Origin of the sequence: Streptomyces lydicus, assembly GCF_001729485.1 — a bacterium.
GTDB classification, from domain to species: domain Bacteria; phylum Actinomycetota; class Actinomycetes; order Streptomycetales; family Streptomycetaceae; genus Streptomyces; species Streptomyces lydicus_D.
On record NZ_CP017157.1, the window covers coordinates 5,001,009 to 5,015,478 of the forward strand.

Genomic DNA, 14,470 nt, shown 5'->3' on the forward strand with positions numbered 1-14,470 from the left:
CGACATGAGCGACAACCGGAACGGCATCCGCGGTGAGCACAGCGGCGTCCAGCGCGCCGACGACAAGACGTATCAGCAACTCGCCCGTGAACTGCTGCTGGTCGGCCCCGAGCCGGCCAACGAAGACCTCAAAATGCGGTACCTCGACGTCCTGATCGACAACGGGCTGGAGCCCCCGGTCGACCGCAAGCGCATCCTGATCGTCGGCGCGGGCATCGCCGGCCTGGTCGCCGGTCATCTGCTGACCCGCGCCGGGCACGACGTGACGATCCTGGAGGCCAACGCCAACCGCGTCGGCGGCCGGATCAAGACCTTCCACGCCAAGAAGGGCGAGCCGGCGCCGTTCACCGACCCCGCGCAGTACGCGGAGGCCGGGGCGATGCGGCTGCCCAGCTTCCATCCGCTGACGCTGGCGCTGATCGACAAACTCGGCCTGAAGCGGCGGCTGTTCTTCAACGTCGACATCGACCCGAAGACCGGCAACCAGGGCGCCGCCTTACCGCCGGTGGTCTACAAGTCGTTCAAGGACGGCAAGACCTGGACGTACGGCAAGCCCAGCCCCGAGTTCCGCGAGCCGGACAAGCGCAACCACACCTGGATCCGCACCAACCGGACGCAGGTGCGGCGCGGGCAGTACGCCACGGACCCGTCGGCGATCAACGAGGGCTTCCACCTCACCGGCTGCGAATCGCGGCTGACCGTCTCCGACATGGTCAACCAGGCGCTGGAGCCGGTCCGCGACTACTACTCCGTCCTGCAGAGCGACGGCAAGCGCGTCAACAAGCCCTTCAAGGAGTGGCTGGACGGCTGGGCCGGGGTCATCAGGGACTTCGACGGCTTCTCGATGGGCCGCTTCCTGCGCGAGTACGCCGGGTTCAGCGACGAGGCCGTCGAGGCGATCGGAACGATCGAGAACATGACGTCGCGACTGCACCTGGCGTTCTTCCACAGCTTCCTGGGCCGCAGCGACATCGACCCGGCGGCCACCTACTGGGAGATCGAGGGCGGCAGCCGGCAGCTTCCGGAGGCCCTCGCCAAGGACCTGGGGGACCAGATCGTGATGGGCCAGCGGATGGTGCGGCTGGAGTACTACGACCCGGGCCGCGACGGCCACCACGGCGGTCTCGCCGGACCGAGCGGCCCGGCCGTCGCCATCGAGACGGTGCCCGAGAACGAGCCGTCCGCCGAGACCCAGACCTGGACCGGTGACCTGGCGATCGTCACCGTCCCGTTCTCCAGCCTGCGCTTCGTGGCGGTGACGCCGCCGTTCTCGTACAAGAAGCGCCGCGCGGTCATCGAGACGCACTACGACCAGGCCACCAAGGTGCTCCTGGAGTTCTCGCGCCGCTGGTGGGAGTTCACCGAGGAGGACTGGAAGCGGGAACTGGACGCCATCGCGCCCGGCCTGTACGAGTACTACCAGCGCTGGGGTGAGGACGACGCCGAGGCGGCGCTGGCCGTGCCCGAGAGCGTGCGGAACCTGCCCACCGGGCTGCTCGGCGCGCATCCGAGCGTGGACGAGCAGCTCATCGACGACGAGCAGGTGGAGTACCTCCGCAACTCCGCGCTGCGCGCCGGCGTGCGGCCGGCCAGCCACGTCTACGGCGGCGGTTCCACCACCGACAACCCCAACCGCTTCATGTACTACCCCTCCCACGCGGTGCCCGGCAGCAAGGGCGGCGTGGTGCTGGCCGCCTACTCGTGGTCGGACGACGCGGCGCGCTGGGACTCGTTCGACGACGCCGAGCGCTACGGCTACGCCCTGGAGAACCTCCAGTCGGTGCACGGCCGGCGCATCGAGGTCTTCTACACCGGTGCCGGCCAGACCCAGAGCTGGCTGCGCGACCCGTACGCCTGCGGTGAGGCGGCCGTCTACACCCCGCACCAGATGACCAGCTTCCACCTCGATGTGGTGCGGCCCGAGGGGCCGGTGTACTTCGCCGGTGAGCACGTGTCGCTCAAGCACGCGTGGATCGAGGGCGCGGTGGAGACGGCCGTCCGCGCCGCCATCGCCGTCAACGAGGCTCCCGTTCCGTACGACACCGCGGCCGCGCGGGCCGAGGCGCCCCGCGAGCGGCGGGCCGGTGCGGCGACGCACCGCACGCGCGAGAAGGCGGTGACGTCATGACCGGCAACGAGACCTGCACCGTGGCCGAGTACCTGGCCCTGAGGCTGGAACAGCTCGGCATCACCCATCTGTTCGGCGTGCCCGGCGACCACCTGGGCCCGTTCCTGTCGACCCTGCACGAGAAGACCGGCGTCCGCTGGGTGGGCACGCCCACCGAGGGCGGCGCGGGCCAGGCCGCGGACGGGTACGCGCGGGTGAAGGCCGCCGACGCGCAGGTGTCCCTCGGCGAGCAGGGCATCGGCGCGGTCGCGGTGACGTACAGCGTGGGCGCGTTCAACCTGCTCAACGCGATCGGCGGCGGCTTCGCCGAGTACGTGCCGCTGATCGCGATCAACGCCGCCCCCAGCTATGAGCAGTGGCTCAACCAGCAGGCGATCGGCCTGCTCACCTCGCACATGTCCCAGCGTCCGACCAGCAACCTGGACGTCTACCGCCAGGTGACGGTGGACGCCCAGGCCATCTCCCACCCGGGCCTGGCCCCCACCCAGATCGACAGCGCGATCACCGCGTGCCTCACCCACCGTCGGCCCGTCTACCTGGAGGTCATGGAGGACGTGTGGGGGGCGCGGTGTCCCGCCCCGAGCGGCCGGCTGACGCGGCGGGAGCGGCCGGTCACCGCGCAGAACCGGCGCATGCTCGACCGGGCGGTCACCGCCTGCTCGGAACTCGTCCGGCACTACCGCAACCCGATCCTGTGGGCCGGTGAGGAGATCGACCGCTTCCGGCTGTCCGACGAGTTCGAGCGGCTGGTGCGCGACACCGGCATCCCGTTCTGCACCACCGTCGGGGCCAAGTCCGTGGTCTCCGAGTACACCCCCGGGTTCTCCGGCGTCTACAACGGCAAGGCCAGCCACGAGGACGTGGCCAAGGTCTTCAACAACGCGGGCTGCCGGATCGGGCTGGGGTCCTGGGCGACGTCGAAGAACCTCGGCGGCGTGCAGTCGATCGGGGACGACTGGGCGGTCGCCGCCCACGAAGGGGTGCACGTCGGCGCCTCGTACTTCCCCGACGTGCAGCTCGCCGACTTCATCCCGGCGCTGCGCGAGCGGCTGATCGCGGACTTCGGCACCGGCACCTTCGAGGCGGACTACTTCGCCCTCGCGCACGAGGAGGGCCTCGACGTCCCGGAGAGCACCGACGCCTTCCTGGCCGCCCGGTCCGGTGGGCCGTACCCGGAGAACGTGACGTACGACAGCTTCTTCCGGCACGTCAACGACTTCCTGGTGTCCGGGGAGGGCGAGGGCCGGCGCACCAGCCCGTACACGGTGGTGTGCGACGCCGCGTTCGCGCTGATCGCGTCGATGAACCTGCGGATGGCGGAACGCGCCTCGTACGTGGCGCAGAACAGCTGGCTGTCCATCGGCTACTCGGTCGGCGCGGCCACCGGCGTGGCGCTCGCGCGGCAGGGCGCGGGCAAGCGCCCGATGGTGTTCGTCGGCGACGGCTCCTTCCAGGAGACCTGCCAGGAGATGTCGACCCAGGTGCGGCAGGGGCTGCGCCCGGTCGTGTTCGTCCTGGACAACGAGGGCTTCTACGGCATCGAGCAGATGCTGGTGAATCCCTGCTACTACCGCGAGGGGGCGCCGTCGTCGGACGGCGCCGACTTCTACAACGAGCTGCACCCGTGGCAGTACGAGAAGCTCGCGGAGGTGTTCGGCACGGCCAAGCAGCCGATGAACGGCCTCGCCGTGGGCACCCACGACGAGCTCGCCGCCCTGCTGGGCCGGATCGCCGACCCGAGTGACGCGATCAACGACGGACCCGTCGTGGTGCGGGTGCGGTTCGACCGGCACGACTATCCCGAGGCCCTCAAGTACAAGATCGCCGAGAAGTGTCCGCCGCCCGGCGGCGCCCCGTCGGAAGGAGACCGCCGCTAGCGCGAGGGGCCGGCCCGGCCGATGTCGTCGGCCGGGCCGGCCCCGTTTCCGTTCCGCCGGCTCGGGGTGCTTCGGGAGCGGCGGTTACGGCGCCATCTCGTACGCGCCGGCGAGCGCCTCGACGCGCTGCCAGACACGGGCCGAACGGTCCGTGTCGACGACCGGGCGGCGGACCGCGGACAGCGCCCAGCGCTGCTGGTCCGCGGTGGCGGAGTCCTTGCCGTGCAGTTCGACGGCGTGCGCGGAGAAGTCGCGGACGAGGACCGCGCAGAGCTCGTCGAGCACGTCCTCGTCCAGCGAGGTCAGGCCGGCCTGCTCCAGGATCAGCTGGCCGTGGACGACCAGCGCGAACAACTGGCCGACCGCGAGCAGCAGGTCGAGGTCGCGGCTCTGCTCCTCGTCGGGGGCGGCGGTGGTGACGAACTCGCAGAGCGCGTCGGCCTGTTCGCGGAGGCGGGCCACGTTGGGGAGGTGGGCGAAGGCGTCGTAGGCGGCGCGCCAGTCGTGGAAGCGGATGGCGCCCAGGCCGCGGGCCGGTCCCTGGCGGAAGAGGAAGGCGTCGTCGGCCGCGTCGCGGCGGGTCGGCACCGGCGCGTACTCGGCCGGGTTCAGCAGGTGGTTGCCCATGAACTTGAGGATCAGCGCGAGGTTGACGTGGACGGTGCCCTCCAGCTTGGGCAGCCCCCGGATCTCGGTGGCGGCCTGCGCGAAGTAGGTGTCCTTCTCGAAGCCCTTGGCCGCGATGACGTCCCACATCAGGTCGATGACCTTCTCGCCCTCGGTGGTCACCTTCATCTTCGTCATGGGGTTGAAGAGCAGGTAGCGGCGGTCGTCGGGGCCGGCGGAACGGAAGTAGTCGACGGCGCGGTCGCTGAACAGTTTCATGCCGATGAGGCGGACGTAGGCGTCGGTCAGTTCGCGGCGCACGTGCGGGAAGGCGGTGACCGGCCGGCCGTAGAGGATGCGGTTCTGGGCGTGGGTGACGGCCTCGTACATCGCGTGCTCGCAGATGCCGATGGCGCCGGTGCAGAGGTTGAACTTGCCGACGTTGACGGTGTTGAGGGCGGCGTCGAAGGCGGCGCGGCCGGTGTGCAGGATGTCGTCGGGGCCGACCGGGTAGTCCTCCAGGCGGAATTCGCTGACGTACTTGGAGGAGTCGACGACGTTCTTCACCACCTGGTACGCCTCGTGGCGGCTGTCGGCGGCGAAGAAGACGTAGCCGTCGGGGCCCTCGACGTCGGTGCGGCGGCCGAAGACGGAGACGAGCCCGGCGGCGTTGCCGTTGCCGATGTAGTACTTGGACCCGGTGGCGCGGAAGCCGCCGTCGCCGTCGGGTTCGAGCAGCATGTCGGTGGAGTAGATGTCGGCGCCGTGCGCCTTCTCGGACAGGCCGAAGGCGAACACCTCGCCCTGGTCGAGGAGTTCGGCCGCCCGGGCGCGGGCGGTCTCGTTGTCGCTCTGCCAGACCGGGCCGAGGCCGAGGATGGTGACCTGCCAGGCGTACCAGTAGTCGAGGCCGTAGAAGCCGAAGATCTCGTTGAGGGCGGCGATCCGGGCGGTGTCCCAGCGCTTGTCCTGGTGGCCGTCGGCGGCGGAGGCGGGGGTGAGGAAGGTGGCGAACAGCCCTTCCTTGGCGGCAAAGGCGAGGAAGTCCGCCAGCCAGGCGCGGGAGCGGTAGTCCTCGATCAGCCTGCGCTTGCCGCGGTCCTCGAACCAGTCGACGGTGGCCCGCAGCAGCCTGCGGGTCTCCGGGTCGAAGTGCGCCGGGTCGTAGCTGCGCGGGTTGAACAGAAGCTGGTCGGCCATGGGGTGAAGTCGCCTTTCCGGCTCGGTGGTTGAGGGTGGGTGGTGCACGGGCGCCCGACGGGGCCGCCGGCGCCGGTTCAGCGCGTGGGGCCGAGCCGACGGAGGGTGGCGAGGACGTCGTCGAGCCAGTCCAGGGTCATCCGCTCGTACGCGATGCCGCCGCGCAGCACGACGTGCTGGAGCTGCTGTCCGGCATCGGGCTCCGCGGGGGCGCCGGGGCCGGTGAAGTCGCGCCGCTCCCCCGCGAGGTAGTGCGCGAGCCGCTCGGTGTGCGCCTGGCGGTGCCGCTCCACCTCGCGGATCAGCGCGGCGGGGTCGTCGAAGGCCGCGCCGCGGATCTTCACGGCGAGGTCGTGCCGGACGCTTTCGGGTTCGATCGGTTCGTGGAGCCACTGGGAGAGCGCGGCCCGGCCGGGCGCCGCGACGGAGTACTCCTTCTTGTCCGGCCTGGCCTGCTGCGACACCTCGCGGACCTGGATCCAGCCGTCGCTCTCCATGCGTTTGAGGACGCGGTAGATCTGCTGGTGGGTGGCGGTCCAGAAGTAGCCGATGGACCGCTCGAACCGCCGGGACAGCTCATAGCCGGAGCCCGGCTGCTCCAGCAGGGAGACGAGGATCGCATGGTCGAGCGCCATGCCCCGATCCTTCTATGCAACTCGTTGCATAAACAAGGGGCGCCGGCCCGGTGAGACACGGCTCACCCGGGCGGCAGGCGCGCCGACGGCGGGCCGCGCACGCTCCGTCCCCGCGTGCAACCATCGTGCAACCCTGTGGCGGGTTGGATCGGACCCTGCCGCCGTGCCGGCTCACCGGGGCGCGCCCCGGACCCGCTCGGGTCGCCGCGCCGCCGTACCGGCCGCCCGGCATCCGTCGTCGCCGCTCAGGAAGGGGTCAGCGCATGCACCACGTGGAGATCGGGAACCGGCCGCCCAGCCGCTCCGCGTCGCGGCGGAGCCGTCCCTGATGGCCGCCGGCGACGGATGGGAAGCGCCCTGCGCGGGCGCCGCCGTACCGGAGGGGACCTCGCGCATCGCGCTCACCGCGGCGGCGACCGAACTGCTGCGCCTGCTGCGCGATCAGCACGGCCCGCTGATGTTCCACCAGTCCGGCGGCTGCTGCGACGGCAGCGCCCCCATGTGCTACCCGGCCGGGGAGTTCCGCACGGGGGCGTCGGACGTGCTGCTGGGCCGGCTGAGCGTGGCGGGCGTACCGGAGCCGGTGGGGTTCTGGATGGCGGCGGACCAGTTCGCGCGCTGGCGGCACACCCATCTGACGGTGGACGTCGTGCCGGGCCGGGGCAGCGGCTTCTCGCTGGAGGCACCCGAGGGCGTGCGCTTCTTGATCCGCTCCCGGCTGCTGACCGAGGAGGAACGGGACCGGCTCGGGGACTGAGACCGCCCGGCGCGGGTCCGCCCGGGCAGCAGTGAGGCCCCACGCACGGGGGAGAGCGCGGGGCCTCACTCGGGAAAACGGGTGGGAGGGGACGTCGGTTCCCTTTCCGGGCGAATTTCGCGAAAAATCTTGTGCGGTGCGCCGGACCGCGCCGGAACGGCCCTGCCCACGGCTCACTTGTCGTCCTGCACCAGCCGTTCCAGCAGCCGCTGGAACTCCCCGTCGACCACCACCCGCAGCCCGTCACCGTCCCGCTCGCTGAGCGGGGTCATCACCCCGCCGCGCCACCAGAACACCCTGGGGCTGATGGCACCGGCCGCCTCTTCGTGGCCGGCCGCCGCGAACTGCGCCATGGCCTGCAACGCCGGGATGACCTGGGCGTCGTGGATGCGGTGGAAGGCCAGCTGGTGGCGGAACGGCAGGGCGACCAGCGCCCCGTCCGGGGTGAGCCCGGTCCCCATGAGCCGGCGCACCAGCTCGTCGAGCACCAGCACCCGGCTCGCGGTGAAGAACGAGTCCCCGAGCAGCACCTCGAACGCCGAGCCGTCGCCGCGCCGCACCGTCTCGTGCCCCTCGACGGGCAGGGCGCGCAGATTGTTCATGGCCCGGATCCGCAGCTCGGCCACGTCACCGAGGTCGGTCAGCGAGTCCGCGCTCAGCATCTGCACCGCCTCCGGCAGGTCCAGCGCGAGCACTTCCCGCAGGCCGGGCGCCGGCTCCCGTCCGTAGCGGAAGGAGTCCGAGGCGGGCAGCGTCTCCTGCGCGACGACCCGGGGATAGAGGCAGGCCCGGATCTCGTCCTCGGTGAGGATCTCCAGCGGCTGCGGCCCGTCCATCGTCCGCAGCACCTTGCCGACGTGGTCCCGGATGAGCACCGGCCAGCTGCGCTCCCCGCGCCGGTCGCGGTGGCACACCGCGGCGAGGTTGCCGAGGCCGAACTGCCGGCCCGCGGAGTCGGTGACCACCCCTGCGTACGCGGTGACCTCCAGCCCCTGCTCCGCGAATGCCTGCCGGACCTGTGATCTGAAGACGCCGCCCTCCCGCGCGGAGAAGAAGCTGAACTCCCCGTCGCGTGCCACTTCGCGGGAATCCCGCTTCGGTCCTCGGCGGAACAGGCCCATCTCTTTCCTCCCGGCAGCGGCCACGCGCATCGGCCTCGACGGGGCCGATCGTAACGGGTGTACCCGCCGCCCCCGCCGCCCTGCTGACGACCGCTCACGACGGTGAGCGTCCGAGGGTGGCGAGGCGGCGGGGACGGGAGGGGGCGCGGGTCCGGCGAGGCGGGCGGCCCGGAGGTGTCAGCCGCCGATGTTGACGTCGATGCAGGCGTAGAAGGCGTTCGCGGTGTCGGCGATGTTCCAGACCGCGAGGATCTTCTGCTTGCCGGTGATACTGCCGAAGTTGACGGTGTGCGTCACCGTCTCCGGGGGCTGTGCCCCGTTGTCGTTGAACTCGGCGATCTTCCTGCCGCCGATGAAGTACTGCCAGGTGCTGGTGCGGTGACGGGCGGTCAGCCGCCAGTTGAACGCCTGGGAGTGGCCGATCGGGGTGACCTTCCAGCCCTTGGCGTCATCGTCGAGTTCGGCGAACCGGCTGTTGCCGCCGCTGCAACTGGTCAGCCCCTTGGGGCCTTCGACGCTCTGCGGCTCCCACTTGATCTCACCGCACGGGACGGTTCCGGCCGCGCACTGGGCCTGCCGACTGGGCGGGGAGGACACATAGCCGTGCGCACTGGCCGGGCCGGCCGGCATGGTGACGACGAGGAGCGGGGCGATGCCCGCCCCGAGGGCGACGGCCAGTCTTCTCTTCCTGTTCATGTCAACCCTTTCGCGAGGGGGGTGAGTGGCGCGAGGGTGAGGGAATTGGTCTAGACTTTACTCGCTGACCGCGTACGGTCAAGAGGTCGGGAGCCGGTTGCCCGCGAGAGCCCGCCACCCGGGCGACGGGAGCCCGCTGCCGCCGCGCGCAGCTGACGCAGCGTCAGGAGGAGCCGCCCCCGCGGGTGCCGGGGCCCGCGCTGGAGGCCCGTACGACGAGTTCCGGGGCGAGGCGGACCGCGCGCCGGGCGGCCGGCGGGCCGGCGGCCGGGTTCCGGGAGAGCAACCGGGCGGCCTCGGCGGCCAGTTCGGCGAGCGGCTGGCGGACCGTGGTCAGCGCCGGGTCGGCCAGCCCCGCCAGCGGGATGTCGTCGAAGCCGGTGACCGCGACCTCCCCGGGGACGTCCGCGCCCAGTTGGCGCAGCCGTTGCAGGGCGCCGGCCGCGATCAGGTCGTTGGCGCAGACCACGGCGTCGGGGCGGGACGGCCAGAGGCGGTCGACGGCGGCCCGGCCCCACTCCACCGAGAAGTCCCCCAGCGCGACCCGGCCGGGAGCACCGGGGTCGAGAGCGGCGGCTCCCGCCTCGTACGCGGCACGCCGCTCGGCCGCCGCCGACGCGGTGCCGGCCGCCCCGATGAAGCACGGGCGGCGGCGGCCGGTGGCGGCCAGATGCGCCAGGACCAGGGCCATTCCGGCCGCGTTGTCGACGGCGACGGAGTCGGCGACGCCCGGGCCGCAGCCGCGGTCGAGCAGGACCAGCGGCACCTGGGCGGCCGCGGCCGCCACCGCCTCCCGGCTGCGCCGCTCATCGACCGGTATCAGCAGCAGCGCGTCGACCCGCCGGGCCAGCAGCGCGTTGATCCGGGCCGCTTCGGTCACCGGGTCGTCGTCGCAGTCGGCGAGGAGCACGGCCCGGTCCTCGGCGTGCAGGGCGTGCTCCAGCTCGCGGACGAGGAACGGGAAGAAGGGGTTGGTGATCTGCGGCAGCACCAGGCCGACGGTGCCGGTGCTGCGGCTGCGCAGGGCGCGGGCCACGTGGTTGGGCCGGTAGCCGAGCGCCTCGGCCGCCGCCCGGACGGTCCGCGCGGTCTCGGCTCCGACCGGGCGGGTGCCGGCCAGCACCCGGGAGACCGTGGCGATGGAGCAGCCGGACGCCAGCGCGACGTCCTTCAAGGTGACTTCGGCCACGGTGGTGGGCCCCTTTTGTCAAGCCGAGCCGGATGAGGGCGGCAAACGTTATCACCGCTCACGCACCGTATCCGTGACGAGGATCAACCGGTCGTATGGCTCACATTCCGTTGACATCGGTCGGCGTGGTGAGCCAAATTCTCGGAGAACGTTTTCCAGCGGCAGCAGCCTCCTGCGGCGCTCAGAGACTTCACAGCACCCCCGCACCACCGTTCCGCAGAGCAAAGGGGCTCTTCCGTTGGCCAGAAAGATCATCCTCGACTGCGACCCGGGGCACGACGACGCGATCGCCCTGCTCCTCGCGCACGGCAATCCCGATGTCGAACTGGTCGCCGTGACGACCGTCGTGGGGAACGCGTCGGTCGAGAAGGTGACCCGCAACGCCCTGTCCGTGGCCCGGATCGCCGGCATCACCGGCGTCCCCTTCGCCGCCGGCTGCCCGCGTCCGCTCGTACGGGACATCGAGACGGCACCGGAGATCCACGGCGACACCGGCCTGGACGGCCCGGAGCTGCCCGAGCCGGCCTTCGAGCTGGACCGCCGGCACGCGGTGGACCTGATCATCGACACCGTGATGTCGCACGAGCCGGGTGAGATCACCATCGTGCCGACCGCGGGCCTGACGAACATCGCGCTCGCCGCGCGCAAGGAGCCGCGGATCGTCGAGCGGGTCCGCGAGGTCGTGCTGATGGGCGGCGGCTACCACGAGGGCAACTGGAGCGCGGTCGCCGAGTTCAACATCATCATCGACCCCGAGGCCGCGCACATCGTCTTCAACGAGAAGTGGCCGGTCACCATGGTCGGCCTGGACCTCACGCACCAGGCGCTGGCCACCCCCGCGGTCGAGGAGAAGATCGCCGCGGTCGGGACCCGTCCCGCGACCTTCGTCCTGGAGCTGCTGGACTTCTTCCGCGAGGCGTACCGGGAGAACCAGGGCTTCGAGTTCCCGCCGGTGCACGACCCGTGCGCGGTCGCGTACGTCATCGACCCGGACGTCATGACGGTGCGCAAGGCCCCGGTGGACATCGAGCTGCGCGGTGCGCTGACGGTCGGCATGACCGTCACGGACTTCCGCGCGCCCGCCCCCGACGACTGCACCACCCAGGTGGCGGTCAAGCTCGACCACGAGCGGTTCTGGAACCTCGTCGTGGACGCGCTCGAACGGATCGGTGACGTCGCCGCATGAACGTGTCCACCGGTACGAACTCCCCCACCACCCGGCAGCCCGTGGCAACGACGGGCGGCAGCGGTTCCGGCGTCCGCATAGGCGTGCTGGTCACCGCGCTGCTCGCGGCGTGCTTCGCGTTCCAGCTCAACGCGAGCATGCTCAGCCCGGCGCTGAAGAACATCGAGGACACCCTCGGCGCCAGCTCCGCCGAGATCGGCCTCACCCAGACCGCCTTCTTCACCTCGGCGGCGCTGTTCTCCCTGTTCCTGCCGCGGCTGGGCGACGTCATCGGACGGCGGCGGGTGCTGGCGGGCATGCTCGGCCTGATGGTCGTCGGCTGCGTCATCGCGGCGCTGGCGACCAGCGTGCCGATGCTCTTCGCCGGCCGCGTCGTCCAGGGCGTCAGCGGCCCCGTCGTCCCGCTGTGCCTGATCATGCTGCGGGTGGAGGTGCAGGAACCGAAGCGGTACGGCACCCTGCTCGGCGTGATCACCGCGGTCAACGGCGGGATCGCCGGCGTCGACTCGCTCGCCGGCGGCTACCTCGCCGACAACCACGGCTTCGGTTCGGTCTTCTGGGCGATGGCGGTCGTCGCGGCCCTCGCCTGCGTGCTGGTGGCCACCCTGACTCCCGAGTCCAGGGCCCCGGTCGCGGACCCGGACTCCGGGTCCGGCGCGGCGGGCGCCGCCCGGATGGACTGGCCGGGCGTCGCGCTGCTGGTGGTCTCGGTCGGCTCGCTGCTGACCGCGCTCAACGAGGCGGGCAAGCTGGCCGCCGCCGACTGGTCGCTGATCGCCGTGCTGGTCGTGGTGTCCGCGGTCGCCTTCGCGCTGTTCTGGCGCACCGAGGACCGCAGCAGTCACCCGCTGGTCGCGACCCGGCACCTCAAGCAGCGCGCCACGTGGGCGACCCTGCTGACCACCGTGCTCACCATGACCGGGGTGTTCGCCGTCATGAACGGTCTGATCCCGGCCTTCGCCCAGGACGCCCAGGCGGGTCTCGGGATGAGCGCCGAGCAGTCGGCCTGGTGGACGCTGTCCCCGTACGCGCTCGCCGGACTGGCCATGGGGCCGCTGGCCGGCCGGCTCGCCGCCACCTTCGGCTACGGCCGCGTGCTGCGGCTGGGCCTGGTCGGCTCGGTCGCCACGGTCGTGCTGATGCTGCTGACGATGCACAGCCACTCGCACGTCCTGCTGCTGGTGACCTCCGTCCTCGTGGGCGTCGCCTACGCGGGGGTGGCGAACATCGTCCTCAACGGGCTGGGCATCGTGCTCTCCCCGCGCGACAACCCGGGCTTCCTGCCGGGCCTGAACGCGGGCGCGTTCAACCTCGGTGCCGGGCTGAGCTTCGCGGTGCTCTACGCCGTGAAGACCGCCGTGCAGCCGGCCGACCCGTCGTCGGCCGGCGGCTACACCGCCGGCATGATCGCGGGCGTAGTCATCCTGGCCGCGGCCATCGCCACGTCCTTCCTGATCCCGAAGCCGGTGGCGGCCGAGGCGCAGGACTGACCCGGCCACCGCGCGCGACAGGGGCCGCCCGCCGACCGGATGTTCCGGTCGGCGGGCGGCCCGCGTCGCGAGGTCGTGGCGGTCCGTCGTCAGTGGTGTCCGCGGGCGCTGGCCGACGCGCCGCCGAAGAGCCGGGCCACGGCCCGGAACGGCAGGGTGACGACGGTGGCGACAGCACCACCGATCTGGCTCAGCACGTCTGCGATCGCCTTCAGCATGAAGATCCTCCCTGCTCTCGATGCCTGCGGTACGGCGGCGGGCCGTCCGCACGGTCGTTACTCCGGCGGCGGCTCCTCCTCCCAGCGCAGGATGGCGCCCAGCCCGCCGGCCGGTGCCTGCTCGGGGTCGCGGACGACCACGACCCGGGCGCCGCTCGCGGCGACGGACCGCACCAGGGCGTCGTCGGCGCGGGCCGCGGCCGGATGCTCCTCCCCGAGGTACTTCAACTCCGTGCCGCGTACGGCTAGTTGATCGACATCGTCGCCCACCCAGACCTGCCGTCCGAGGTCCGAGCCGTGCGGGCCGACCAGCAGCGTGTCGATGCGGTGTTCCCGCGCCGCCTCGATCAGGGCGGGGATGCCGGCCGCGGCGAGCGGGGCGCTCTTGCCGCCGGGCGCCTCTCCGGTACGGAACCGGTCCGTCACCGCCGCGACACGGTCGCGTTCCTGCACGGCCCTGACCTGCGCGATGTCCCGTTCGACCAGGGCGGTCTCGGAACCCGGCGCGCGTCCGCCGTGCTCGCTCTCGTAGGTGACGGCGCGGAGCTGCTCGGGGAGCTTGTCGTGGACGAGGTGCCGCTCGCGGGCGTCGCCGATCAGCACGACGGCCTCGGCGCCGCAGCTGTCGTAGGCGTCGCGCACCGCCTCGGCGATCTCGGCGGCGGTGTGCTCCGCGGTGTTCTCCGCCTTGGTCCGGACATGCCGTTCGGGCCAGTCGCCCGAGACGGTGCGGTGCGGCGGCCGGTCGGCGTCGCCGGCCTGGCCGGCACCCTCGGGGCCCCGTTCGCCGACGACGGACAGGTCCGCCCCCCTGCGGTCCAGGCGGACCACGAGACACACCGGGTCGTCACCGACCGCGGCCAGCAGCGGGGTGACCCGGGGGACCGGCCCCCAGGCCGCGAGGGAGGTGGCGGGACGTCCCGGCAGGGGCGTGTCCAGCACCACGACGCCGTGGGCGGCGAACAGCACGTGTCCGGCGTCGCCGGTCGGTTCGCCCTCCCGCCGGGCGACCAGGGCCTCGTGCACCGCCCCGCAGGTGGCTTCGTCCGCCCCCTGCGCGAACAGCTGCGCACTGATGGCGCTCGCGGTCAACTCCTGTTGTTCGTCCGCGTCCTCGGTGGTGGGTGGCAGACCGGCATAGACGGTCGCCCAGGGGCCTGGCCGATCGATGACCGGTCGAAGGAGCGAGAGTCGCATGGCGCTGCCTCCTTGGATTCCTCGGATTCCGCGGATTCTTCCCGGTAAGCGGTTGGCTCTCCTACGAATTCCCGTTCCGCAAAGGCGTATGCATGACGGGCATATGCATCTGCTGAGACATGCCGATCACTTTCCGTGCACGCCCGGATGAGTTCCGTACGCGGGCTTGA

12 protein-coding genes are annotated in these 14,470 nt (G+C 71.8%); 5 read left to right on the plus strand and 7 right to left on the minus strand.

The genetic code is table 11. From position 1 onward, the window contains the following. Positions 1-4 precede the first annotated feature (4 nt). Together SL103_RS21810 and SL103_RS21815 are read left to right on the plus strand one after the other, a co-directional pair. A complete protein-coding gene (locus tag SL103_RS21810; RefSeq protein ID WP_069570642.1) occupies positions 5-2,128 on the plus strand; it encodes a flavin monoamine oxidase family protein in 2,124 nt (707 codons plus the stop codon). Beyond that, a complete protein-coding gene (locus SL103_RS21815; protein ID WP_069570643.1) occupies positions 2,125-4,005 on the plus strand; it encodes an alpha-keto acid decarboxylase family protein in 1,881 nt (626 codons plus the stop codon). Before SL103_RS21810 ends, SL103_RS21815 begins: the two co-directional genes overlap by 4 nt. A gap of 84 nt (positions 4,006-4,089) precedes the next feature. On the opposite strand, the gene SL103_RS21820 is transcribed toward SL103_RS21815, so the two are convergent. Together SL103_RS21820 and SL103_RS21825 are read right to left on the minus strand one after the other, a co-directional pair. Then, a complete protein-coding gene (locus SL103_RS21820) occupies positions 4,090-5,811 on the minus strand; it encodes an acyl-CoA dehydrogenase family protein (protein ID WP_069570644.1) in 1,722 nt (573 codons plus the stop codon). 77 nt (positions 5,812-5,888) lie between these two features. After that, the gene (locus SL103_RS21825) at positions 5,889-6,446 is read right to left on the minus strand and encodes a PadR family transcriptional regulator (RefSeq protein ID WP_069570645.1); all 558 of its coding nucleotides are present in this window, start codon (positions 6,444-6,446) and stop codon (positions 5,889-5,891) included. 328 nt (positions 6,447-6,774) lie between these two features. Between SL103_RS21825 and SL103_RS21830 the strand changes: the two genes are divergently transcribed. Continuing rightward, entirely contained in the window at positions 6,775-7,203 is a 429-nt protein-coding gene (locus SL103_RS21830; RefSeq protein ID WP_069570646.1) for a DUF779 domain-containing protein, read from the plus strand. Positions 7,204-7,376: 173 nt separating this feature from the next. Here the strand turns inward: SL103_RS21830 and SL103_RS21835 are convergent, their stop codons facing one another. From SL103_RS21835 to SL103_RS21845, 3 genes are all read right to left on the minus strand, one after another. Next, the gene (locus tag SL103_RS21835) at positions 7,377-8,324 is read right to left on the minus strand and encodes a hypothetical protein (RefSeq protein ID WP_069570647.1); all 948 of its coding nucleotides are present in this window, start codon (positions 8,322-8,324) and stop codon (positions 7,377-7,379) included. 177 nt (positions 8,325-8,501) lie between these two features. After that, positions 8,502-9,020, minus strand: coding sequence for a lytic polysaccharide monooxygenase auxiliary activity family 9 protein (locus tag SL103_RS21840; protein ID WP_069570648.1), 519 nt, complete (start codon positions 9,018-9,020; stop codon positions 8,502-8,504). 163 nt (positions 9,021-9,183) lie between these two features. Beyond that, positions 9,184-10,209 (minus strand): LacI family DNA-binding transcriptional regulator, encoded by a 1,026-nt coding sequence (locus SL103_RS21845; protein ID WP_069570649.1) that lies wholly within the window; start codon positions 10,207-10,209, stop codon positions 9,184-9,186. Positions 10,210-10,447: 238 nt separating this feature from the next. Here SL103_RS21845 and SL103_RS21850 point away from each other — a divergent pair, with 238 nt between their 5' ends. Both SL103_RS21850 and SL103_RS21855 read left to right on the plus strand, forming a co-directional pair. Next, positions 10,448-11,395 carry a nucleoside hydrolase gene (locus tag SL103_RS21850; protein WP_069570650.1) on the plus strand — a complete coding sequence of 316 codons (948 nt, stop codon included), beginning with the start codon at positions 10,448-10,450 and terminating at the stop codon, positions 11,393-11,395. Beyond that, a complete protein-coding gene (locus SL103_RS21855; RefSeq protein ID WP_208869926.1) occupies positions 11,392-12,885 on the plus strand; it encodes an MFS transporter in 1,494 nt (497 codons plus the stop codon). Before SL103_RS21850 ends, SL103_RS21855 begins: the two co-directional genes overlap by 4 nt. An 89-nt stretch (positions 12,886-12,974) precedes the next feature. Here SL103_RS21855 and SL103_RS39290 read toward each other — a convergent pair whose 3' ends face one another. After that, complete coding sequence (locus SL103_RS39290) at positions 12,975-13,103, minus strand: LPFR motif small protein (protein WP_267893997.1); 129 nt, start codon at positions 13,101-13,103, stop codon at positions 12,975-12,977. A gap of 57 nt (positions 13,104-13,160) precedes the next feature. Beyond that, positions 13,161-14,300, minus strand: coding sequence for a hypothetical protein (locus tag SL103_RS21860; RefSeq protein ID WP_069570651.1), 1,140 nt, complete (start codon positions 14,298-14,300; stop codon positions 13,161-13,163). Positions 14,301-14,470: the final 170 nt, after the last annotated feature.

What these genes read in the sequence shown, in the direction of transcription:
- SL103_RS21810 (WP_069570642.1), top strand. Translation starts at nt 5, where the DNA reads ATGAGCGACAACCGGAACGGCATCCGCGGTGAGCACAGCGGCGTCCAG.
- SL103_RS21815 (WP_069570643.1), top strand. Translation starts at nt 2,125, where the DNA reads ATGACCGGCAACGAGACCTGCACCGTGGCCGAGTACCTGGCCCTGAGG.
- SL103_RS21820 (WP_069570644.1), bottom strand. Translation starts at nt 5,811, where the DNA reads ATGGCCGACCAGCTTCTGTTCAACCCGCGCAGCTACGACCCGGCGCAC.
- SL103_RS21825 (WP_069570645.1), bottom strand. Translation starts at nt 6,446, where the DNA reads ATGGCGCTCGACCATGCGATCCTCGTCTCCCTGCTGGAGCAGCCGGGC.
- SL103_RS21830 (WP_069570646.1), top strand. Translation starts at nt 6,775, where the DNA reads ATGGCCGCCGGCGACGGATGGGAAGCGCCCTGCGCGGGCGCCGCCGTA.
- SL103_RS21835 (WP_069570647.1), bottom strand. Translation starts at nt 8,324, where the DNA reads ATGGGCCTGTTCCGCCGAGGACCGAAGCGGGATTCCCGCGAAGTGGCA.
- SL103_RS21840 (WP_069570648.1), bottom strand. Translation starts at nt 9,020, where the DNA reads ATGAACAGGAAGAGAAGACTGGCCGTCGCCCTCGGGGCGGGCATCGCC.
- SL103_RS21855 (WP_208869926.1), top strand. Translation starts at nt 11,392, where the DNA reads ATGAACGTGTCCACCGGTACGAACTCCCCCACCACCCGGCAGCCCGTG.
- SL103_RS39290 (WP_267893997.1), bottom strand. Translation starts at nt 13,103, where the DNA reads ATGCTGAAGGCGATCGCAGACGTGCTGAGCCAGATCGGTGGTGCTGTC.
- SL103_RS21860 (WP_069570651.1), bottom strand. Translation starts at nt 14,300, where the DNA reads ATGCGACTCTCGCTCCTTCGACCGGTCATCGATCGGCCAGGCCCCTGG.